The sequence below is a fragment of the Acetobacter persici genome (assembly GCF_018256955.1).
Lineage (GTDB): Bacteria > Pseudomonadota > Alphaproteobacteria > Acetobacterales > Acetobacteraceae > Acetobacter > Acetobacter persici.
On the sequence record NZ_JAERKU010000020.1, the window covers coordinates 17,884 to 40,242 of the forward strand.

Here is a 22,359-nt window from a genome sequence, read left to right on the forward strand (position 1 = left end):
AGTGTAAATTATTTTCTTATTTTTTAATGGGTTATAGTTATTTTTATCCGGAAATGAAGCAGTTCCTCTCCTGTATCTGAAAGATTTTTCAATGCGAAAAACATTTCACTTTCCTGAGAGACTCCATTCAACACTCTTCTATCGTGCTTAATGCAGGGCGCAGGCGCGCTAACAGGTCACGCCATACCGGAAGCAGGCAGGGTCATGATCCACCACCATGCCAACAGCCTGCATCCATGCATAAACAATCACGGGTCCGACAAACTTGAACCCCCGCGCCTTGAGGGCTTTTGAAAGCGCCTGTGACGCGGGCGACTGAGCCAGCACCTGCCCGGTTGTATTGTAGACCGGCGCACCGGGCACCATCCCCCAGCAGAACGTGGAAAAATCCTCCCCCTGCTCCTGCATCGCCAGATAGGCCCGCGCATTGCCAATGGTCGCCTGAATTTTGGCGCGTGCCCGGATAATACCGGGGTCAAGCATCAGACGCTCAACATCGGCCTCTCCAAAACGCGCGACCTGAACAGGGTCAAACTCTGCAAACGCTTTCCGAAATCCGTCCCGCCGCCGCAAAACAGTCAGCCAGGACAGGCCCGCCTGAAACCCCTCCAGCATGAGCATCTCCCACAGCATGCGGCTCTCATGCACGGGCACGCCCCATTCTTCATCATGATACGTGCGCAAAAGCGGATTGGTCTCCGCCCAGCGACAGCGTGAAATAGGAACATCGGAGGCAGGCGAGGGCTGATGGGTCATTTTTCTTTTCTATACCCTCCTCACCTGTACGTCACAGAAAAGCTGTCGGGCAGATCACCTCCGGCGTGCCTCACACCTGCGCAATAAAGCCCGCGGGTGTGCCCTCGGCGGGGTTGAGAAACACCACGTCCTCCGGTGCACGGCGGGGCGTGTCGATTGCCAGAAAAACGACCGGTCCTTTCACAACGCGCGGCACCGCATGCACAGCCCGGCGCGGGAAGACCAGCAGGTGCCCCGGTGCAAACGGGGCTTCCTCCGCCGGATCATCAATCCAGAATGTGCCTTCTCCGGACAGAACATGCAGCACTTCATCACACTGTGTATGATAATGAGGCGGCACATCCCGATAAATCCGAAAGACTCTGATACTGGCTTCGGGTTTATCAGTCAGGTAGGTATCCAGAAGCATGGTGTCAGCCTGTTCCGGAAAGGCCGCTGCGAGTCTGGTGAGGTCAAACCGGCCGCCGGTGCGGTTTGCGGTCATGACATGCTCTTCTACGCTCATAAAAATGCATCTCCTGCCATCAGGCCTGTTTTGAAAGAAAGGCTTTTGCGCTGTTGTTTTTCTGGGTGACTGCCGGGATCACTCTGGAAAACCCTCAAGCACAATTTTGCCTTTTGCCTGACCCCGTTCAATCAGCGCATGGGCCTTGCGCAGCGTGCCCGCAGTAATCGGGCCGAGATTTTCCCCCAGCGTGGTGCGAAGACGCCCTTCATCCACAAGGCGTGAGACCTCATTCAGGATTACGCCCTGCTGGCCCATATCCTCTGTGCCAAACAGGGACCGCGTGAACATCAGTTCCCAGTGCAGGGAAAGGCTTTTTTTCTTGAACGGCAAGGCATCCAGTACTGCGGGATCATCAATCAGACCAAAGCGCCCCTGTGGGGCCAGCAGCGCAATACTGTCCGCCAGATGCTGCTCTGTCTGCGTGGTAGAAAACACAAAGCCCGGGCTCCCGGCAAACAGGGCCGCAACCTGCGGGGCCAGTGGCCTGCTGTGGTCAATAACCAGCTGCGCGCCAAGAGCCGTCACCCAGTCCCGCGTTTCCGGGCGGGAGGCTGTGGCGATGACGGTCAGATCTGTCAGCACTCTGGCAAGCTGAATGGCCATGCAGCTGACGCCCCCTGCACCCCCAATAATCAGAATGGCCGGTGCCGCACCGGGCACCGGCTGATGGACCGCCAGACGATCAAACAGCATTTCCCACGCTGTCAGGGCCGTCAGAGGCAGGGCGGCGGCTTCCGCCCAGTTCAGGGAACGCGGTTTACGACCAACAATCCGTTCATCAACCAGATGCCGTTCGGCATTGGTGCCGGAACGGTTTAGGGCGCCTGCGTAAAAAACTTCATCCCCAACAGCAAAATCCGTAACCTCCGGGCCGGTCCCGACCACAGTTCCGGCGGCATCCCAGCCCAGAACCTTCCAGCCCCCCGGCTCCGCTGTTGCCGTGCGCCGCACTTTTGTATCCACCGGATTAACGGAGATCGCCTTAACGTCCACCAGCAGATCCCGCCCGGTGGCAACGGGTTCAGGCAGATCAATATCCTGAAGGGACGCCGGATTTTCTATGGGAAGCGGTGTCTGATACCCGATGGCACGCATGATGTCTGCTCCTGATGTTGAATTCTCAGGAGAGTGGGCGGTATGATCCGTCCTCACAAGAACGCACTTTTAACGCCCCTAGTATCGGAAATGATACCGTCCATGCCCCGTATTCGTCATAAATCGCTGGATTGCAGCCCCGGCTGCGCGGTTGAAGCAACGCTTCAGCTTATTGATGGAAAATGGAAAGGCGTGATCCTGTATCATCTGTTTGAAGGCACGCTCCGCTTCAACGCCATCCGCAAACGCCTGCCCAATATTACCCAGCGCATGCTTACAGCGCAGTTACGGGAGCTGGAGCATGACGGATTTGTTCTGCGGACGGTGTACCCAGAGGTGCCGCCAAAGGTGGAATACAGCCTGACGGCCCGTGGGCGGACGCTTGAGCCCGTTATCATGGCGCTCAAAAAATGGGGGGATGACCATACCGAATTCGCTCACCGGGAGACCCCATAACAGCGGGAGCCAGAGCAGGCGGCCCGCAGAGGCGTTTCAGCATCCGGGAAAACCTTGTAAGGTCTGCGCACAGAACGACGGAAAGCAGTTTGCGACAGGGTATGCACAAAGTTTTTTCCAGAAAACGGCACGCGCAGCACAGCAGATCACGCGCAGCCCCCGTCCTGTTCAGTGCAGCCTTTCTGCTTTTATCCGGGTGTGCAGCTCCGGTTTCTGTCACGCCGCTTTCCCTCCGGCAGGCCTATCAGCACCATAGTCGCAGCGCGCTGAGTGGCGGCACGCTCAGCAACACCACATACACCGTCCTGCAACGCCAGAATCTGCTGCGCACATGGAGAAACCACCCGGCTGAGGCCATTGCCACCCTGCGCAGCCTGACGCAGGCGCATTTTTACGCGCAGGGTCTGGCGGACCAGCTTTTTGCGCTGGCGGAGCTGAGCTACATGCAGGCTCACCGACAGGCGGACCGGACCGGATTTATGGCTGCCGCCCTGTATGCGTATGCCTACCTTAACCCCAATGGTCCGGCGTCTGAGCGGCCAGACGCGTATGATCTGCATGTCCGGCAGGCGTGTGACCTGTATATGCTGGCTTTGACAGAAGCTTTTGGCAGCCCTGTCAGCCTGACGCCGCAACGCTGGACGCTGCCGTTCGGCACGCTGGATCTGGCAACCACCTCCAGCCAGTTAGTGTGGCATAACCATATTTTGCAGGATATCCGCCCCATGGCGCGGCTCTCCGTCCACGGGCTGGAAAACGTGTACAGCCATACCGGACTGGGTGAGCCTGTCGGCGCGCTTCCTCATGTGGACCACCCGGAAAGCCGCTCCTTTCAGGTCACGGAAAAACTGCGGGTTCCGCTCAATCTGCTGCTGTCTCTGGACACCCCGCGCCAGCAGGTTCTGACCAGCCGCCTCCACGGGCGGCTGGACCTGACACCCATTGATGAAGACCGCCCTGATAACGGGCCTGCGCTCCCCGCACCCGCCGCCCCGCGCCCTATCCCTCTGCAATATGACCAGACAGCCGCACGGGCGCTCAGCCTGAGCGATACGATGGACTGGTCCGCGGAATATAAAGGCTTTCTGGACGGCCGTTTTTTTGACAATGGCCGCAGGCCGCAGCTCGCCACCATAGAACCGCATCAGGTCGGGCGAATGCCGGTCGTGCTGATCCACGGCACAGCCTCCAGCCCGGCCCGCTGGGCCAATATGGTGAATGACCTGCTGGAAGACCCGGATATTCGTAAACATTACGAATTCTGGTTTTTCTCCTACGCAACCGGAAACCCCATTCCGTATTCCGCCCTGCAACTCCGCCACGCCATTCAGCAGGCCGTGGCGGATCTTGGGGGCGTAAAAGCTGACCCGGCTCTGGGGAACATCACGCTGATTGGCCACAGTCAGGGCGGCCTGCTGGCCAAGATGCTGGTGGTGGAGAGCGGGGATAAGCTCTGGAAAGGCATGGCCTCCCGCCCGCTGTCAGACCTGCGGCTGACTGCGGACGCCCGCACACTCTTGCAGGAGGCGCTGTTCCCCTCCCCCATGCCGGACGTGCGGGAGGTGGTGTTTATCTCCACCCCGCAGCATGGCAGTTACATGGCCAATTTCTCTCTGGCCCGCCTTGTGGGCCGGATGGTGACATTTCCGCTGACGGTCAGAGAAGTCACCAAACAGGTGCTGGCCAGTGACCCGAATGTGGCCCGCCTGAACATGAACCCCTGGCGGGTGGGCAGTGTGTACGGCATGTCTCCGCACAGTCTCTTCATCCAGTCCCTTGCGGCACTCCCCGTGGTGCCGGACGTCCGCACCCACTCCATTATTCCCGTTCTGGGCAATGGACCTTTGCAGGACGCTGATGATGGCGTTGTGAAATATGCCAGCGCGCATGTACCGGATGTTGATTCTGAACTGGTGGTCCGCCATTCCGGCCATTCCACACAGTCCAACCCCATCACCATTGCAGAAATCCGGCGTATCCTGCGCAACCATCTACTCCGCACGCAAAGCGAACCGCTGGACGGCGGGGTGATCAGCCAGAGTGATATTACCGCCATTGGCGGGCTGTTTATCCCGACACGCGGTAACGGCCCCGGCACGGCGGAAACGCCTCAGCCCCTTCTGTCTGCAAGCCCCGCCTTACCCGTCAGGGCGTCCCGCTGATGGCGCAGGCTCCGCAATCCTCCAGCCCCACCCGCAAAGTTCCGCGCAGACGCTGGGCCTCCATATTTGCGGGCAGCGCCACGTTCCTGCTGGGCGCATTTGGCACGCCAGCACTCTATTATTCCACGCTGGAGCCGGACGCTGTGCGGCTGGGGCTGACAGGCCTGTTCCCTGTTCTTCTGGGCACCGCATTCATCCTGCGCGCGCGCCAGAGCGCCCGGCTGGCCCTTGCGGGTGTCAGCGCGGCTTTTGCCCTCTGGTACGTCACCGACCCACCGAGAAACAACCGGGACTGGGCCGGTGAATACGCCCTCCCGGCGACAGTCTCGATAGACGGACGGATGGTGCATCTGCACCATATCCGGAATTTCCTCTATAAAACCCCGTCCGACTACACGCCGCGCTATTATGACGCGGATTACGCACTGGATGATCTCTCCTCCCTTGATCTGGTGACGTCCTACTGGGCGGGGGAAAGCATTGCGCATGTGTTCCTCAGCTTTGGCTTCCGGGACGGGCGGCATGTGGCCATGTCCATTGAAACGCGCCGCCAGAAGAAATTTCCCTATTCCGCCATTGCCGGGTTCTTCCACCATTATGAACTGTTTTACGTGGTGGCGGATGAGCGGGATCTGATTGGTGTGCGGACAGATATCCGCAAGGAGCGCGTTTATCTCTACAGGCTGCTTCTCTCCGCTCAGGCCAGAGAGCGGCTGTTCCGCAGTTATCTGCAGGAAGTCGATCACCTCTCCCACACACCGGAATGGTATAATACACTGACCTCCAACTGCACGACGGGCATCCTTACCCGCGCGCAGGCCAGCCTCCGCTACCGGCTGGACTGGCGAGTTCTGCTCAGCGGCTATACCGCCTCCCTCGCCTACAGGCTTGGCCTGCTGGATACCCATCTGGACTTCCGCACCCTTCATGAGCGCAGCCGCATCCACAGGCCAGACGGCGCCACGCCCGGCCCGGACTATTCCTCAGAAATCCGACAAACGCTGCCAATGGAAACAGATCCCGCCGCCAGCAGATAAGGCTTATCGGCCTACCTCTGCAAAAACGATTCATTTACGAAACGGGAAATCTTTGAGCACCGCACCATTCGTGCCACAATAGGCTCTGCGTCACAGGCAAACCGGCTTCCCACGCTCTGGCGAAACCGGACGATGAAAGGACTGTAGTAAGGTGGATGGTGTGCATGAAACAGCCTGAATTACGGGATAAAGCCGCCACAGGCGCTGCCTCTGTGGAGCACCCCGCAGGCTGGGTAGAGCAGCGGCTGCCGGTTGTCTCTGCATTCCGTAAGGAATATGTGGACTTCCCCATGCCCCGCAACCTGAACTGGCTGTGGAATTTTGGCGCTATTCTGGTGGTTGTGCTGCTGCTGATGCTGGCAACCGGCATTTTTCTGGCCATGAACTACACCCCCACCAGTGCAGACGCCTTTTTTTCTGTTGAGGCCATAGACCGCCAGCTTTCCGGTGGGTGGCTGCTGCGCGGCATGCATATGACGGGGGCCAACCTGTTTCTGGCGGCCCTGTATATCCATCTGTTTCGCGGGCTTTATTACGGGTCCTACAAAGCCCCGCGTGAGCTTTTGTGGCTGAGCGGCCTCGTGCTGCTGGTTATGGTCATGGTGACGGCCTTTGCAGGCTACATCCTGCCGTGGGGCCAGATGTCCTACTGGGGTGCGGACGTTGTGACCAAAGCCGTCGGGGCCGTGCCGGTTCTTGGCGGAACGCTGGAGCATGTGCTGACCGGCAGTGACCATCTGGGCGATATCTTCCTGCACCGCTTTTTTGTGCTGCACTTCCTGATGGCGTTTCTGGTGGTGGCTGTTGTGGGGCTGCACGTGGCCTGCGTGCATGTGACAAAACCGAACAACCCGACAGGGGTTGAACCCAGAACCCCAAAGGAGACTCTCCCCTTCCACCCTTACTACACCAGCAAGGATCTTATCGGGCTGGTTGTTTTTGCGATGGTCTTTTGTGCCCTGCTGTTCTTCTGGCCCGGCCTGCTGACGGAGCCGGACAACTACGCTCCGGCTGACCCGCTGCATACCCCCGCCAATATTGAGCCGGAATGGTATTTCCTGCCGTTTTACGGCCTGCTTCAGTCCGTGCCATCCAAGTTCGGCGGCCTGCTGGCCGCGACAGGGTCACTCCTTGTGCTGTTTGCCCTGCCCTGGCTGGACCGCTCCCCCGTGCGCTCAGCCCGGTTCCGCCCCATCTGCCGCCCGGCGCTGCTGGGACTGGTGCTCTCTTTTGTGCTGCTGGCCCTCGTAGGGAAACATCACGCCACAGGGGCATGGATGCTGGTCGGGCGTCTGTCCGCCCTGTATTATTTTGGATATTTTCTGGTGATCCTGCCACTGGCCTCACGGTTTGAAAAACCACGCCCTCTGCCAGCCTCCATTACTGCTGCAGGGGGAGACGCCTGATGGCCAAATTCCCTGCATCACGCGCCACGGCCCTGAGTGCGGCTCTGCTGGCCAGCCTGCCGCTTCTGGCGCAGGCCGCCCCGGCCACGCCGCCCGTGCCACCACACCAGAAATGGAGCTTTGAAGGGCCGGTGGGGCAGTTTGACCAGAAAAGCCTGCAACGCGGCTTTGTGGTCTTTCATGAAATCTGTTCCTCCTGCCACGGGATGCGCAGCGTAACCTATCATGACCTGCTGGGGATCGGCCTTTCCCCCAAGGCCGTGACGGACCTTGCCCATACCAGACAGATTGCGGGGCCACCGGACGCCACAGGCCACCCGACGCTACGCCCCGGTCTGCCCGATGACCATCTGACATCCCCTTTCCCCAGTGAAGCCGCTGCCGCAGCCATGATGGGCGGCGTGGCCCCACCGGACCAGTCCCGGCTGGCGGCCATCCAGCCGCATGGAGCAGACTGGCTCTATGCTTTTCTGACAGGCTACCGCATGCCCCCGCCCCCCGGCGCGCCGGTTGTGCCGGGCAAGTTCTATAATGACTGGGCAGACGGGCATCTGGTCGGGATGCCGCCCCCGCTTTCTGATGATGCGGTTGAATTCCCGGATGGTACCCCCGCCACAGCCGCACAGCAGGCGCGGGACGTGACAACCTTTCTGGTCTGGGCGTCTGACCCGCACCGGAATGACAGGCACCGGATTGGCCTGTATGTTTTTGCCTATCTGAGTGGCCTGCTGCTACTGGCCATTACCTGGAAGAGAAAAATCTGGAAACGCGGCGCCACACGGAACGCACAGGATACCCACGACTGATGACACACCCAGCAGATGACACCCAACCCACCGGGCAGGAGCAGGACAACGCGGCTGGCCGTCGTGATTTTCTTGGCATGGTCACCACAGCCGGGACCGTCACCGGTCTGGCCGCCTGCGCCATTCCGTTTGTTGCCAGCCTGAAACCGCAGGACAGCGCCGCCGCCCACCTGCCGGTAGAGATTGATCTCTCCAAACTCGCCCCCGGCCAGCAGATGACCGCCGTCTGGCAGGGCAAACCCATTTTTATTCTGCGCCGCACGCCGGAAGACCTCGCAAAGCTGCAAAGCCCGCAACTGGTTGACCAGCTCAGGGATGCCGGGTCCGACGCCCTGCAACAGCCAACCTATGCGCGCAACTGGCACCGCTCGCTTGTGCCGGAATATGGCGTGTATGTTGGCATCTGCACGCATCTGGGCTGTGTGCCGGCCTACACAGCCCCTGCCGCCGCCCCGGACCAGACGGGCCGTTACGCCTGCCCCTGCCACGGCTCACAGTTTGATCTGGCAGGACGGGTGTTTAAAGGCGCACCGGCCCCTTATAATCTGCCCGTTCCGCCGCATGTCATGCCAACGCCGACCACCCTGCGGCTTGGGGAAAATCCTAAAGGAGAAAGCTTTGATTTCTCCACCATTGAGCAGATCTGACCCACCACCCAAGGAGCCAAGACGATGGTAAAAACAGAAACATTTGTTGTTGAAGGCATGTCCTGCACCGGCTGCTCCAGCAAGCTGAAAAAAGCTCTGGAAGCCCTGAATGGCGTTTCCGAAGCCGATGTTGTGCTGGACGGTGGCACAGTCACCATCCAGTATGATCCTGCGCTGGTCACGCCTGAAAAATTTGCGGAAACAGTTGAAGATCTGGGGTTTGATCTGGCCTCCTAAGGTCAGCCAACACCCCTGTGCCTTTTGCTTTCCTGCCGCACGCTGCATCATGACGCCGTTCGGCTTCCGCGCACATCAGCTTGCCAGCGTTTGCCACTATGCCGTTGTTTTAGGCGTGCTTTCTGCTGGCGTCTGGCGCCCTGTATCCGCACAGGCCCAAAAGCCTTCCAATGTTCAGGTTGCCCCGCATCGGTCGGGCCGCCTGCTCTGCACGCGGTCCCTGTGCTCCCTGCGCCCATCCAGAGCAGCGGCGCAAAAAAAGACGCTCTCTGCCTCACGAAAAAACCCGATACCGGCCACCGGGCACACGGCCCTACCTGCACCGTCTGAGGCGGGAGCGCCGGAAACAACGGAAGTCCTTGGCAGCAGCCATTCCTATACAGCCCCCACGGCAGATGTCTGGGGGAAAATGCCTGTGGCGCTCAAGGATATTCCACAGTCAATTTCTGTCCTGACACAGCAGCGCATGCAGGACTCCAATATGCTGACCATGACAGATGCCATGCGTCAGATTAACGGCATCCGCGTCCTGCCCGGTTCAACCACCAATTCCAATTTCTATTCCCGCGGCTATCAGATGACGACCTCCGTGGACAGCACCCCCGGTGCCGCCGGGACCTTGAATACAGCCAGCTTTGATCTGTCGATGTATGACCGGATTGAAGTCCTGCGCGGCTCTTCCGGGCTGCTACAGGGCGGAGGCTCGCCGGGCGGCGTGGTCAATCAGGTGACGAAAAAACCGGGGCAGGATTTTGCCGTCAACGGCGCAGCAACACTCGGCAGTTTTCAGAATTACCGCGCGGATATTGATCTTACGGCCCCGCTCAACGCCTCCAGAACCCTGCGTTTTCGCACTGCGGATCTGTTTCAGGATAATCATTACTTTTACCAATACGCCCATTCCCGCAAATGGCAGGCCTATGGCGCGCTGGAATGGGATATCACACCCTCCACCACAGTCCTTGTCTCCCACGCAGCACAGCAGCAGGATGTGACTGCGCCGTATTACGGGCTGCCCATCACCACCACCCGCACGCTCTGGTACGGGAGCCGGGACGCCAACCCGTCCCAGACATGGGGATACAGCAACTACATGACCCAGCAGACCATTGCGTCCCTCACGCAGACACTGCGGGGAGACTGGAAGCTGACAGCGCGTGGTACTTTTTATGACCAGAACTACAACACGCTCTATAATGAACCCTGGACACAGATTGATGCGCAAACAGGCACGCTCCAGTATCGGGACGCCGGTATTGTTGCCATGCGTGGCACCAGCAGCGCGCGCTCAGCCGATATTTATGCCAATGGCAGCTTTCATTTTCTCAACCGCACACACTACGCGCTGTTTGGATTCAATTATAATTCCTACAATCAGGTTTCACGCTACGGAAATATACTGAGCGATGCGGTGTATAATTCCGTCAGTCTGAACAACACAAACATCGTGCCCCGGCCTCCGGCAGGCAGCATCAGCTATCAGGAAAGCCCGGACGGCTATGGCACGCGGGACAATGCAACCCAGTGGGGGTTTTACGGGCAGCTCCGGTTTGAGATTGTCAAAAATCTTTCCCTCATTCTTGGTGGCCGCGTCTCACGCTTTTCCGAGCGTATGCGCTCTATTGCCCCTGCTCCCACCAGTAGCTGGAAACCGGAAGCCAATATTCATGGGGAACTCACCCCCTATCTGGGCACGGTTTATCAGATCACGCCCAATATCTCCTGGTACGCCAGCTATTCCAGCATTTTTACGCCGTCTGTGGGGGTTCTGTCCTATCACGGAGGAGGGCTGAAGCCCCAGCGGGGTAATCAGGTGGAAACAGGGTTTAAGGCGGAATATTTTAATGGCCGCCTGAATATCTCCAGCGCACTGTTCCGCATGGAAAATGTAAACCAGCCTGTGCAGGACCCGGAACATTCCCAGTTTTACATGACAACAGGCCCCATCCGCCGGCAGGGCTGGGAGGCACAGATTGACGGCACAATTCTGCCCAACCTCGATATTTCTCTTGGCTACACCTATCTGGATACAAAAGTCTCCAACCCGAAAACATCTGATTTCGGGGGCGTGTTCTCACCCCGGCATATGTTCAAATCATGGATCCATTACACCGTCCCACGCGGGAGGCTGCGCGCGCTCAGCCTTGGTGTCGGGCTGGATGCCAACAGCACTTTACGCGGCAGCTACCCCACCACCCTACAGGGCGGGTACATGACGCTGGATGGCATGATTGGCTACCGCATGACGCCCCACATAAAACTCCAGCTTAACGCCACCAATCTGACAAACCGTTTTTATTATGAACGGGCAAGCGGCGTCTGGCAGTTTAATTTTCCCGCCGCCCCGCGCAGCTTTATGGCAACCCTCCGTGCAAACTACTAAGACCCCGCCCCCTCACAGATTGTCTGACTGGAAAGTCATTCTGCCGTACTGGCGTTCTGAAGAAAAATGGCGTGCCTTTGCCATGCTGGGCGGCATTATCGGACTATCCTTTTTCTACGTTCGCGCCGCCGTCTGGTTTGGTAAATGGAACCAGTCTTTTTTTGACGCCATGTTTGCCTTCCGGGCGCAGGACTGCCTCGCTCTCCTGCCGCCCTATCTGCTGATGTCCGCCCTTTCCACCGCAATCTATGTTGTGCAGATTTATCTGACACAGGTTTTGTCCATGCGGTGGCGGCTGTGGAACACACGCGTCTATCTGCGCCAGTATCTGTCTCACGAGACCTATTACCGGCTGGAACATGGTCTGGAACAGGCCGACAACCCCGACCAGCGTATTGCGGATGATCTCTCGCAAATGACAATCTGGACGCTCCGGCTCGGGCTGGACGCCATTCAGGCCATCACCACTCTGATTTCCTTCTCCATTGTTCTGTGGGATGTGGGCGGTACGCTCACCTTCACGTGGCATGGAAACACGTTTCATATCCCCGGTTATCTTTTTCTCGGCACGGTGCTGGCCACACTGCTGACATCCCTCGTGCTGGAACGCTTTGGCGGCCCACTGGTCAACGCCAACTACCGGCAACAACATTATGATGCAGACCTGCGCGCCGGCCTGATGGATGTGCGCCGCAATTCTGAACAGATTGCGTTCTACGGCGGGGAAGATGCGGAAAACCTGCGTTTTTCACGCTATCTGGCGCAGATTGCCACCAACTGGCGCAGCGTTGTGGCGTACACCTGGCGCGCCAACGTCATTACCAGTTTTTTTCATCAAACTGCGTCCTGCCTGCTCTGGATTATGCTCATCCCCAAAGTGCTGGCTCACACGCTGACCATCGGCCTGTATTCCCGCATCAATGCCGCCTTCATGCAGGCCCGCAGCAGCCTGCAATGGTTTATTGATAACTATACGGACCTCGCAACACTGCGCTCCATCCTCCAACGCCTCAGCGAGTTTGAGCGGGTTGTGGCGCATCCTTTTGAAAAATCCATTCTCCGCCAGACAAGAGCCTCACCCGATATACGGATTAAAAATCTTGTTCTCCGGCGGCCTGATGGCTCTGTTCTGACAACGCTGCCGGACCTGACCCTGCGCGCGGGAGAACGCTGGATGATCTGCGGTGCGTCCGGCGTGGGCAAAAGCACGCTGTTACGCGCGCTGGCCGGTTTATGGGGCTATGGCAGTGGCACAGTGACGTTTGACACACAACACGCCATGTTTGTCCCACAGCGGCCTTATGTGCCAGATGGCACGTCCCTCCGGCAGGTACTGAGCTACCCCGCCACGCCAGACCAGTATGACACTGAGGCCTACGAAGCTGTTCTGAAACAGGTTGCGCTGGCAGCCTATCTCCCGAAACTGGAATACGAGGCTGAGTGGAGCCAGATTTTCTCACCGGGGGAAGAACAGCGGCTGGCCATTGCCCGCGTCCTGCTGGCCCGCCCGCAGATTGTATTTCTGGATGAAGCAACGTCCGCGCTGGATGAGGCGCAGGAAACGCTGCTTTACACTCTTCTGGTCACACACCTCCCGCACGCAACACTGGTCAGCGTGGCGCACCATGCGGCCCTGCGCCGCTTCCATCAGGCCGTTCTGACACTCACGCCGGAAGGTGCCACCCTCACGCGCGGGACTGAGGCCGCCAGCGGTTGAGCAGCAGGGAATTGCTGACAACCGAGACGGAACTCATTGCCATAGCCGCCCCGGCGACAATCGGGTTCAGCAGCCCGCAGGCGGCTAGTGGCAGGCCGAGAATATTGTAGATAAACGCAAAAAACAGGTTCTGACGGATTTTGGCCAGTGTTGCGCGAGAGAGAGAAATGGCATCCAGAACGCTGGTCAGATCACTTTTCATCAGCACCACATCCGCCGTATCCAGCGCAATGGCGGCCCCCGCCCCGATGGCAAAACCAACATCCGCCGCCGCCAGTGCCGGGGCATCATTAATGCCATCCCCTACCATGCCCACCATGCTGCCTTCGGCACGGTATTTTTGCACGGCCTCGGCTTTATCACCGGGCAGGACACCCGCCATATAGGCGTCCACCCCCACCTGCGCGGCCACAACAGCGGCCGTGCGCTGGTTATCCCCCGTCAGCATGATCACTTTGATACCGGATTTTTGCAGAGATTTTACGGTCGCCACCGAATCCGGCCGCAGAGCGTCAGACAACGCAAGATACCCCAGAAGCTGCGCCCCGGCAGCAACCGCGATGACGGTTTTGCCCTCGCCCTCAAGGCGCGCAATCAACGCAGTCTCCAGCGTCAGCCCGGCCTCGGATAAAAAGCGGGGGGAACCCAGACGCGCCAGAGTCTCTCCGATCTGCGCCGTTACCCCTTTCCCCGGAACAGCCTGAAATCCGCTGGCAACAAGAGGCTGGACTGCGTGCGCCTTAGCGTAGTCCGCAACCGCACGCGCCAGAGGGTGCTCTGAATCTTTTTCCAGCGCATAGGCCACCGCCAGAAGCTGCGCGGCCTCAATCTGTGGAGCGGGCAACACTTCACTGACAGTCGGCTTGCCTTGCGTCAGCGTGCCGGTTTTATCGACAATAATGGTGGTCAGCTTTTCCGCATGTTCCAGTGCATCGGCATTGCGGAACAAAATCCCGCAGCGCGCCCCAAGCCCCGTACCGACCATAATGGCCGTAGGCGTCGCCAGCCCCAGAGAACAGGGGCAGGCAATAACCAGTACGGACACGGCAGACACAAGGCTCCATGTTGCACTCCCCGTCACCAGCCAGCTCACCAGAAACGTCGCCAGTGCAAGGCTGATCACGACAGGCACAAAAATGTTGGACACCTTATCCGCAAGGCGCTGCACACTGGCCTTGGAGCCCTGTGCCTGTTCAACCATTGTCACAATGCGGGACAGCGCTGTTTCAGCCCCCACCCCGGTCGCTTTCATGCGCAGGACACCATTGGCGTTCAGGGTGCCGCCAAAAAGCCTGGCATCGACCTGCTTGAAAACAGGCATGCTCTCGCCCGTCAGCATGGCCTCGTTCACCTCGGAAGAGCCCTCTACCACCACACCATCCACCGGCACACTCTCACCGGGGCGCACAACCAGCAGATCCCCCACGCGCACCTCTGCCACGGGCCGGTCCACCACAGCACCTGCGCTTTCCACATGGGCAACCTGCGGCTGGAGGCGCAGCAGGCCTTCAATCCCGACACTGGTCTGGTTTTTTGCACGGGTTTCCATCAGCTTGCCGAGGGACACCAGCGTGATGATGGAGACACTGGCCTCAAAATAAACCGGCTGATGCAGATGGAAGAGCACCACGGCCGCACTAAAGAAGTACGCAATGCTTGTGCCCAGCACCACCAGCACATCCATATTGGCAGAGCCGCCCCGCACCACGTTCCATGCGCGCTGATACAAATGCCGGGCACAGAAAAACTGCACAGGTGTTGCCAGCAGGAGCTGCACCCATCCGGGCATCATGGCCATGCGCCCCAGAACCATGCCCGCCATCTGCACAAAAAACGGCAGAGACAGAGCAGCCGTCAGGAAAAAACGGTTCCGTTCCGTCCGCCAGAGCGCCTGACGCCCGGCATCAGGGTCTTCCAGCACGCCGTTATCCAGCCGTTTTGCGCCAAACCCGGCATTTTCAATCCGGGCGATCACCATTTCCGGTTCAACAATGCCGGGCACGTAGGTCACGTGTGCCCGTTCCGTCGCAAAATTCACACTGGCCTGCGTCATGGGCAGTTTATTGAGAATTTTTTCAATCCGCGCCGCACAGGCCGCACAGCTCATACCCGTGAGAGACAGGTCCAGACTCCGCTCCTCCACGGTAAAACCGGCTTTACGGACTGCGGCGACCACCGTTTCTGGCGAGGCCTCCGGCCCGTCCATCTGCACCTGCGCGCGTTCGGACGCAAAATTGACGGTGGCCTGCACGCCCTTCTGACGGTTCAGCACTTTTTCAATCCGCGCTGCACAGGCTGCGCAGGTCATGCCACCAATGGGGAAACTGACAGTCTGTGACACCTTCAGGGCGCTCCTTCTGGGAATTTCAGTCGCTTTTATACCCATATGGGGTATAAAAGAAAAAAGAAAACCTCTCATTTTCTGTCATACACTGCGCCGACCCTTCCGCAACACAGACCAGACTGCCCGCATGCAAGAGAGCCTGCCCGTCAGGAGACAAGAGTGATGCCGCGCCTGTCTTTCACCGCGTCATGCCGCATGGGCCTTATCGCCCCGGCCATTCTTGCTGGCGCGCCGCCTACGGCACACGCCGCAACACCCCCGGCGTCAGACGTCAGCACGACCCCGGCCCCGGCCCTTCCGAGCACGCCTTCAAAACCCTCTGTTGCTCCCTCTGCCACTCCCTCTGCCCCCCTCTCTGCCTCGGCCACCAGCACGGCCCCTCCGGCCAGTTCCTCCACAGAGCATATTGATGTGGTTGGCCATAAAGCACGGAGCGAGGCGCTGGGGCACCTGAAGCCGATTATGCAGATCAAAGCCGATGAAATCCGTGCTTACGGAGTGGACTCCGCCTCCGATCTGCTGGACGCCATTTCCCCGGAAACACGCTCAGGGCGTGGCACCGCCGGGAATACGCCCGTTATTCTGTTAAACGGAAAACGTGTGTCCGGCGTGCAGGAACTTCAGGATCTGCCCTTTGAAGCCATTGATCATGTGGAAATTTTTACGGAAGAAGAAGCCCTGAAATACGGCTATTCCGCCAGCCAGAGGGTCGTCAATATCATCACCGCCGAGCATTTCCGGGCGGTGCGCATGCGGCTGGCCGGTACCACCTCCACCGATGGCGGGGGAGAAAGCGGCATGCCCGCGCTCAGCTATACAAAACTGGATGGAGAACGGCGGATTAACCTCAGCGCCCGCTATTCTGACCAGACAGACCTGAAAGACAGCCAGCGTGGCGTGGCCCCCGCACGGGCCAGCGGGCTGTATGCCAATGCGGGCAATGTGACACCGGCAGGCGGCGGCAGTCTGGACCCGGCGCTGGATGCTCTGGCAGGCACGCCCGTGACCGTCGCCGGAGCGCCCTCACTGGCCAGCACACAGTTTCCGACCCTTCAGGATTTTCTGCCTTACGCCAACCTGCCGCACAGCAATACGGATGCCTCCGCCTACACGCTCCAGCCGGCAGTGCAAAAACTGACGCTGAATGGTGTGATTGCCGGACAGATTTTCAAAACCGTGACGTCGTCTCTTAACCTGACATACACCCGGCAGGACCAGCACAGCCTGCAAGGCCCGGCACGCGGCCTTCTGACGCTCCCCGCCAGCAATCCGTTTTCTCCTTTTTCAGAAGAGACCTTGCTGTACAGGAGTTTTACGGAGGTCTCTCCACTCCGCCAGCAAATCCACACAGAAACAGCGCATGCAGGCCTGAAGTTTGATGGCAATGCCGGCAGCTGGAAATGGAACAGCACCGGCAGTTATGACCGGTCTGAAACCTCAACCCGCAGCCAGACCGGCCTGAACCTGCAAACCGCCCAGACGGACCTGACGGACGGCAGTATAACCCTCAACCCGTTCTCCCGTTTTCCGGCTGGCCTTCTGGCACAACGCAGCCTGAATACCGGGCACACCACCAGTCATAACGGGCTGATCAGCGGTCTGATGTCGGGCAATGTTTTCGCTCTGCCTGCGGGGGATGTCGCTACCAGTCTCTCCCTGACAGGCTCTGTCATTAACCAGAATGCGCTTTCCACCGTGACAGGCATAAAATCGGCCAGCCATATCCAGCGGCAGGTCGGCACGTTTCAGTTCAATGCGGATATCCCGGTTGCCAATAGCACCAGACACGTGCTGTCTTTTCTGGGCAAGCTGGACGGCAACGTGAATGCCGCCGTTAATCAGGTCTCCCGTTTTGGCACATTAGGGACCATTGGCGGCGGTGTGACCTGGGCGCCTCTTGCATGGGTGCAGTTTCCGCTCTCTGTCACCAGCAGTCAGGAAGCGCCAACCGCCTCACAGCTTGTCGCCCCCAGTATCCAGACCCCCAATGTCACCACCTATGATTATGTCACGGGCCAGTCCGTGCAGGTGACAAGCCTGTCTGGCGGGAACCCGAACCTGAAGGCCACGAGCCGACATGAAGTCAGTCTGGGCACGTTAATCACCCTGCCATTTATTACCGGCGCGCGACTGCATGTGAACTATGTGCATGACACAACCCACAACACCATTCTCTCCCTCCCCACCGCGACAGCCGCCATCGAAAATGCGTTTCCTGACCGTTATCAGCGCAACACGGAAGGCGTTCTGGAAACGGTTGATATCCGCCCGGTCAATGCAGACGGAGAAAGCCGGAGCGAGTGGAATGCAACACTTTCTTTTTCACGCCCGTTGCAGGAAAGCGGAACAGACAAACGCGGCAAATCAAAAAAAGCGCATGGCCGGATTTATCTTGTCGCAACACAGGTCTGGCGGCTGCGGGATACCGTAACACTCCGCCCCGGCCTCCCTGCCATCAACCTGCTGCGTGGCGGCACCATCAGCGGTCTGGGGGGCCAGCCCCGGCATGAAATGGAACTTCAGGGCGGCGTGTATGATAAAGGTCTGGGCATCCGTCTGGTTGGAAAATGGCAGGCGGGAACGTCAACTGTTGCGTCCTCCGCGTCTGACAGCCTGTATTTCAGCGCGCTCGGCACGCTGGATGCAACAGTTTTTGCGGATCTGGGCGAACTGCCCCACCGGCAGGACCGAAAATGGGCAAAAAATTTTCGCCTGTTTCTCTCCGTCGATAATCTTTTTAATGAACGCATCCATGTCCATAATGGCAAAGGCAGTACACCCGCTGGCTACCAGCCCGCCTTTATGGACCCGCTGGGCCGCACCATTACGGTTTCCATCCGCAAGACCGTCTAAAACACCCGCCTTACAGAAAGCCGATATATCTGCCTGCGGATAGCAGGAGCGGCGGTGACCTGCTAAGAGGCAGCAGTCAGAGAAAGGGGACATCATGGCAACGCAACACCGGGCCACACAGCCCCCGGCAAAATGTGAGACGTGTGAAAGCGACAGCACCAGTGAAAAACGCGTGCAGCAACCACACAAAAAAGCCCTGACCAACCGCTTACGGCGGATTGAAGGGCAGATTGGCGGCGTGCTGAACATGGTGGAGCAGGACCGCTATTGCGTTGATATTCTCATGCAGATTTCCGCTATAAAATCCGCACTGGACGGCGTGGCAACGGAAATCCTCTCCACCCACGCCAATGGCTGCGTGCGCAAAGCCGTGCAGGAAGACGGCGGGGAAGAGGCGATTGAGGAACTGCTGCGCGTTGTCCGCAGAATGATCCGCTAAGCCTCCTCCCTTTCAGTTTAACGCTCCAGCGTGGCCTGCGGGGCGCCGTGAGCAGGCATATCCATGCCCGCGTTCATTTTGTCACATACGGCTTTCTGCACCTGCTGGGTCGCAGTCAGAGCTTTGCCCTGTTTTTGCAGCGTTTCAATCTGGCTACACACCGCCATCTGCTGTTCCATACTCATGGCCTCCATAGCCTGCTGCGCCGTCTGCCCGGGGGCAGGCTGCGTGCTCTCCTTCATGCTTTGCCCCGGTGCCATCTGCATGGGTTCGGCCTGTGCAACACCGGCCAGAAAAAAAGACGCCATACAGGCAACAGCAAAAGATTTCATTGAGAGTATCCTTTTCATTTTAAGAGATTTTCAGAACCAGCTTCGAATGCCGAGCGTAAAGCGCAGCGTGCCGCTCTCCCCGCCCTGATCATGCACAATCCGGCGGGCCTGCGTGAGATATCCGGAATAGGTGACGGCAACATACGGCGCGAATTTGCGCCACAGTTCGTACCGCAGGCGCAAACCGGCATCGACATCCGATAACCCTGCCCCGACCTGCCGCCCGCTATCGGACTTGGTGTAGAGATTGAATTCGGCCTGCGGCTGGAGAATGAGCCGGTTGGTCAGAAGAAAATCGTAAGAACCTTCCACCCGCGCGCCGAACCGCCCACGATCACTGACATAGGCCGTGGCCTGCACCTCAAACTCGTACAGCGCCAGCCCCTGCACGCCAAACGCACCCCATGTGCGCGTCGGGCCATCATCAAGGTCCGTCCGCACGCCGCCCTGAAGATTGAAGTAGGGTGAAATCGCGCGGCTGTAGAGCAGTTCATGCTGCCCGTCATGCAAGCGGCCGTGCTCCAGCGTGCCTTCCGTTTTCAGCCAGACCTTATTGTAGTCAGACCCGAACCACGCCTCCCCATCCCACCGGAAATCCGTGCCTCCGGGCGCATAACGCCCTTCCAGCGCATTCATGATGCCGTGAAAGTAGGTGTCCTGATCCATCACCGGATTGATATGCCCCAGATACACGACCGGCGTGGCAGAAGGCGCATCTGCCGCGTGATACCCAGAGCCGGAGGACTGCAAGGCGGATTGCGCCAGCCCACTCCCCTCCGCCTGTGCGGCTGGCACGGCCCGCACCAGCGCAAGCAGGCAGATGCCTGTAAAAATAGAGCGTCTCATTCCACAATCACCGTGCGGAACATGCCTAAATCCATATGGAGCATCAGGTGGCAGTGATACGCCCACATCCCCGGCACATCCGCCGTCACCAGATAGCTCATGCGCGACCCCGGCTGAGAAATAAGCGTGTGTTTATAAGGCTGATATGCCCCCTGCCCGTTTTCCAGCTCACTCCAGAGGCCATGCAGATGGATCGGGTGTTCCATCATGGTGTCATTGATGAGCGTAAACCGGACGCGTTCTCCTTTTTTCAGCCGGATCGGGCCGGATTCTGAAAATTTCCGACCGTTAAACCCCCAGATATACCGCTCCATATTGCCTGTCAGATGCAGGATAATTTCACGGCTCGGCGGCCGGGGGTCTGCGCCGGGGCGGGTCGCGCGAAGCTGTTTATAGGTCAGCACACGGCGGCCATTCTGCTCCAGCCCGTCACCGGGGCTGCCAAGCCGGTCAACAGGCATGACCGCTACGTTCTGATTTTCCACATTGATTGGCGGAGGGCCGGGATCATCCACTTCAAGAGGCGGCATCCTGTGCTGCATGGGGGGCATGGGGGGCATGGACATGCCGTGCCCCTCCATCCCAGCCATGTTCATACCCGCCATATCCATGCCCTGCATGGCGTGATCAGACTGCCCCCCCGCGGGCGTTCCGCTGCTGCCCGGCATGGGCATGTCTTTCATGCTCTCACCCGGCTTCATGGTGCCCATGCCCATATCAACCATGGTGCGGACGGGGCGCGGGTCCATGCGTGGAACCGGCCCGGCCATGCCCGCACGCGGAGCCAGTGTGCCACGGGCAAACCCTGTCCGGTCCTCGCTCTGGGCAAAGATGGTATAGGCCCGGTCTTCCTTTGGCTGCACGATCACATCGTACGTTTCCGCCACACCAATGCGGAATTCATCCACCGGCACGGGCTCCACATCATTCCCGTCCGCCTGCACCACCAGCATTTCCAGCCCGGGAATGCGGATATCAAAAAACGTCATGGACGACCCGTTGATAAACCGCAGGCGCACGCGCTCACCGGGGCGGAACAACCCGTTCCAGTTTCCATCCGGAGCATGGCCGTTCAGCAGATAGGTATAGATAATCCCGGTAACGTCGGAGATATCCGTCGCGGCCATCCGCATACGGGACCAGCGCAGCCGGTCCCGCAGAGCGGCACCAGCGCCCCCGGCCTCCCGCGCTTCCTTCAGGAAAGACGCTGCCGTGCGCTGACGGAAGACATAATAATCATCCTGCATTTTCAGGTTGCTGATCATGTCCATGGGGGACACGTCCGTCCATTCGGAGAGCAGGATCACGTAATCCCGCTCACACACATGCGGGTCCGGGTGGAGCGGGTCAATCACCACCGCGCCGTACAGCCCCTGTGCTTCCTGCATGCCGGAATGGCTGTGGTACCAGTAGGTACCGCTCTGGTGCAGCCTGAAGCGGTAGGTGAATGTCTCTCCGGGTTTGATTCCGGTAAAGCTCAGGCCCGGCACCCCATCCATATCCGATGGCAGGCGGATCCCATGCCAGTGGATGGACGTATCCTCATGCCGCAGCGTGTTGGTGACGTTCACCTCCACCGTATCCCCCTGCCGCCAGCGCAGCACCGGACCGGGCACGGTACCGCCGACACAGGGGGCATTCAGAGCCTTGCGGTCAATTTCAATATGGGTACGGCCTACGCTCAGATCCCAGAATGCCGAAGGCTCAGCCGGAATAAGGCCGGCTGGCACCTTGGCACCCGCAGAGTGCGCAGGGCGAGGCAGCGCGGCCATCAGCCCGCCAGCCCCCATCCCCGTCACAAACCGACGACGCGTCAGGCCGCCCCGTAAACGGGACGAAGAAAACATTGGAAAAAACCCGGACAGTCACACGCAAACCCCGCTTTTCAGCAGAAAAACGGGACGAATGACGCTGCTCAGCGCCTAGCTGTGTACAAGTCTGGGGGGACGAAGGGGGGGCAACCAGTCCGCCCCGGCAAAGCCCGTCTGTGCGGACATGCTGAAAGTCTGCCCTCTGACCACAGGCCGCAGACCAAAAATCTGGGCCTCAGCCGGAACAGGCACATCCGTTGCCGCCACATGGACATGGCAACATTTGTCATCATGCGGGATGGACTGCGTTTCAGGGTGCGTCATCATGCACTGCGGGTCCATCATATGGGCTTGTGCGCAGGGCATGGTGCTGTGATGCATCATGTTATGATGCGTCTGTGCTTCTCTCTGGGCCTGTGCGGGCGCAATACCGGCCAGCAGCCCCACCTGCATCAGCAGGCAGGCCAGCAGACCAATCCATATCCGGGCCTGTGTCCTGACCATATCAGGGCTCCTGTGCTCAG

The 22,359-nt window shown here is 59.1% G+C and carries 19 protein-coding genes; 11 read left to right on the forward strand and 8 right to left on the reverse strand.

Going from position 1 to position 22,359, the window contains the following annotated elements:
• Positions 1-168 precede the first annotated feature (168 nt).
• From JK199_RS14915 to JK199_RS14925, 3 genes are all read right to left on the reverse strand, one after another.
• Positions 169-756 carry a DNA-3-methyladenine glycosylase I gene (locus tag JK199_RS14915; RefSeq protein ID WP_212377396.1) on the reverse strand — a complete coding sequence of 196 codons (588 nt, stop codon included), beginning with the start codon at positions 754-756 and terminating at the stop codon, positions 169-171.
• Positions 757-826: 70 nt separating this feature from the next.
• Positions 827-1,261 carry a cupin domain-containing protein gene (locus JK199_RS14920; protein ID WP_212377398.1) on the reverse strand — a complete coding sequence of 145 codons (435 nt, stop codon included), beginning with the start codon at positions 1,259-1,261 and terminating at the stop codon, positions 827-829.
• Between the two features lie 78 nt (positions 1,262-1,339).
• Positions 1,340-2,359: a zinc-binding alcohol dehydrogenase family protein gene (locus tag JK199_RS14925; RefSeq protein WP_212377400.1), complete on the reverse strand. Its 1,020-nt coding sequence runs from the start codon at positions 2,357-2,359 to the stop codon at positions 1,340-1,342.
• Between the two features lie 102 nt (positions 2,360-2,461).
• Between JK199_RS14925 and JK199_RS14930 the strand changes: the two genes are divergently transcribed.
• From JK199_RS14930 to JK199_RS14970, 9 genes are all read left to right on the forward strand, one after another.
• On the forward strand, positions 2,462-2,815 hold the full coding sequence (locus tag JK199_RS14930; RefSeq protein ID WP_077931719.1) for a winged helix-turn-helix transcriptional regulator: 354 nt from the start codon (positions 2,462-2,464) through the stop codon (positions 2,813-2,815).
• A 101-nt stretch (positions 2,816-2,916) separates the two neighbouring features.
• On the forward strand, positions 2,917-4,977 hold the full coding sequence (locus JK199_RS14935; protein WP_212377402.1) for an esterase/lipase family protein: 2,061 nt from the start codon (positions 2,917-2,919) through the stop codon (positions 4,975-4,977).
• Positions 4,977-6,014: an Lnb N-terminal periplasmic domain-containing protein gene (locus JK199_RS14940; RefSeq protein ID WP_212377404.1), complete on the forward strand. Its 1,038-nt coding sequence runs from the start codon at positions 4,977-4,979 to the stop codon at positions 6,012-6,014. Before JK199_RS14935 ends, JK199_RS14940 begins: the two co-directional genes overlap by 1 nt.
• 164 nt (positions 6,015-6,178) lie before the next feature.
• Complete coding sequence (locus JK199_RS14945) at positions 6,179-7,420, forward strand: cytochrome b (RefSeq protein ID WP_212377406.1); 1,242 nt, start codon at positions 6,179-6,181, stop codon at positions 7,418-7,420.
• Complete coding sequence (locus JK199_RS14950) at positions 7,420-8,226, forward strand: cytochrome c1 (protein WP_212377408.1); 807 nt, start codon at positions 7,420-7,422, stop codon at positions 8,224-8,226. The genes JK199_RS14945 and JK199_RS14950 overlap by 1 nt, the downstream gene beginning before the upstream one ends.
• Positions 8,226-8,873: a ubiquinol-cytochrome c reductase iron-sulfur subunit gene (gene petA, locus JK199_RS14955; protein ID WP_077930596.1), complete on the forward strand. Its 648-nt coding sequence runs from the start codon at positions 8,226-8,228 to the stop codon at positions 8,871-8,873. The genes JK199_RS14950 and petA overlap by 1 nt, the downstream gene beginning before the upstream one ends.
• Before the next feature lie 24 nt (positions 8,874-8,897).
• Positions 8,898-9,110 (forward strand): heavy-metal-associated domain-containing protein, encoded by a 213-nt coding sequence (locus JK199_RS14960; protein ID WP_077930597.1) that lies wholly within the window; start codon positions 8,898-8,900, stop codon positions 9,108-9,110.
• A gap of 409 nt (positions 9,111-9,519) precedes the next feature.
• The gene (locus tag JK199_RS14965; protein ID WP_408742395.1) at positions 9,520-11,493 is read left to right on the forward strand and encodes a TonB-dependent siderophore receptor; all 1,974 of its coding nucleotides are present in this window, start codon (positions 9,520-9,522) and stop codon (positions 11,491-11,493) included.
• Positions 11,411-13,210: an ABC transporter ATP-binding protein/permease gene (locus tag JK199_RS14970; RefSeq protein WP_212377412.1), complete on the forward strand. Its 1,800-nt coding sequence runs from the start codon at positions 11,411-11,413 to the stop codon at positions 13,208-13,210. Before JK199_RS14965 ends, JK199_RS14970 begins: the two co-directional genes overlap by 83 nt.
• Here JK199_RS14970 and JK199_RS14975 read toward each other — a convergent pair.
• Positions 13,179-15,551, reverse strand: coding sequence for a heavy metal translocating P-type ATPase (locus JK199_RS14975; protein ID WP_212377413.1), 2,373 nt, complete (start codon positions 15,549-15,551; stop codon positions 13,179-13,181). The genes JK199_RS14970 and JK199_RS14975 overlap by 32 nt on opposite strands.
• Positions 15,552-15,716: 165 nt before the next feature.
• Here JK199_RS14975 and JK199_RS14980 point away from each other — a divergent pair, with 165 nt between their 5' ends.
• On the forward strand, positions 15,717-18,407 hold the full coding sequence (locus tag JK199_RS14980) for a TonB-dependent receptor (RefSeq protein WP_244985208.1): 2,691 nt from the start codon (positions 15,717-15,719) through the stop codon (positions 18,405-18,407).
• Positions 18,408-18,501: 94 nt separating this feature from the next.
• Positions 18,502-18,846 (forward strand): metal-sensitive transcriptional regulator, encoded by a 345-nt coding sequence (locus JK199_RS14985; protein WP_025827895.1) that lies wholly within the window; start codon positions 18,502-18,504, stop codon positions 18,844-18,846.
• Between the two features lie 17 nt (positions 18,847-18,863).
• On the opposite strand, the gene JK199_RS14990 is transcribed toward JK199_RS14985, so the two are convergent.
• The 4 genes from JK199_RS14990 to JK199_RS15005 form a co-directional block, all read right to left on the reverse strand.
• Entirely contained in the window at positions 18,864-19,178 is a 315-nt protein-coding gene (locus tag JK199_RS14990) for a hypothetical protein (RefSeq protein WP_212377415.1), read from the reverse strand.
• A 30-nt stretch (positions 19,179-19,208) separates the two neighbouring features.
• Complete coding sequence (locus tag JK199_RS14995; RefSeq protein WP_212377417.1) at positions 19,209-20,024, reverse strand: copper resistance protein B; 816 nt, start codon at positions 20,022-20,024, stop codon at positions 19,209-19,211.
• Positions 20,021-21,871, reverse strand: coding sequence for a copper resistance system multicopper oxidase (locus JK199_RS15000; RefSeq protein WP_212377419.1), 1,851 nt, complete (start codon positions 21,869-21,871; stop codon positions 20,021-20,023). Before JK199_RS15000 ends, JK199_RS14995 begins: the two co-directional genes overlap by 4 nt.
• Before the next feature lie 75 nt (positions 21,872-21,946).
• A complete protein-coding gene (locus tag JK199_RS15005; RefSeq protein WP_212377421.1) occupies positions 21,947-22,339 on the reverse strand; it encodes a hypothetical protein in 393 nt (130 codons plus the stop codon).
• Between the last annotated feature and the right edge of the window lie 20 nt (positions 22,340-22,359).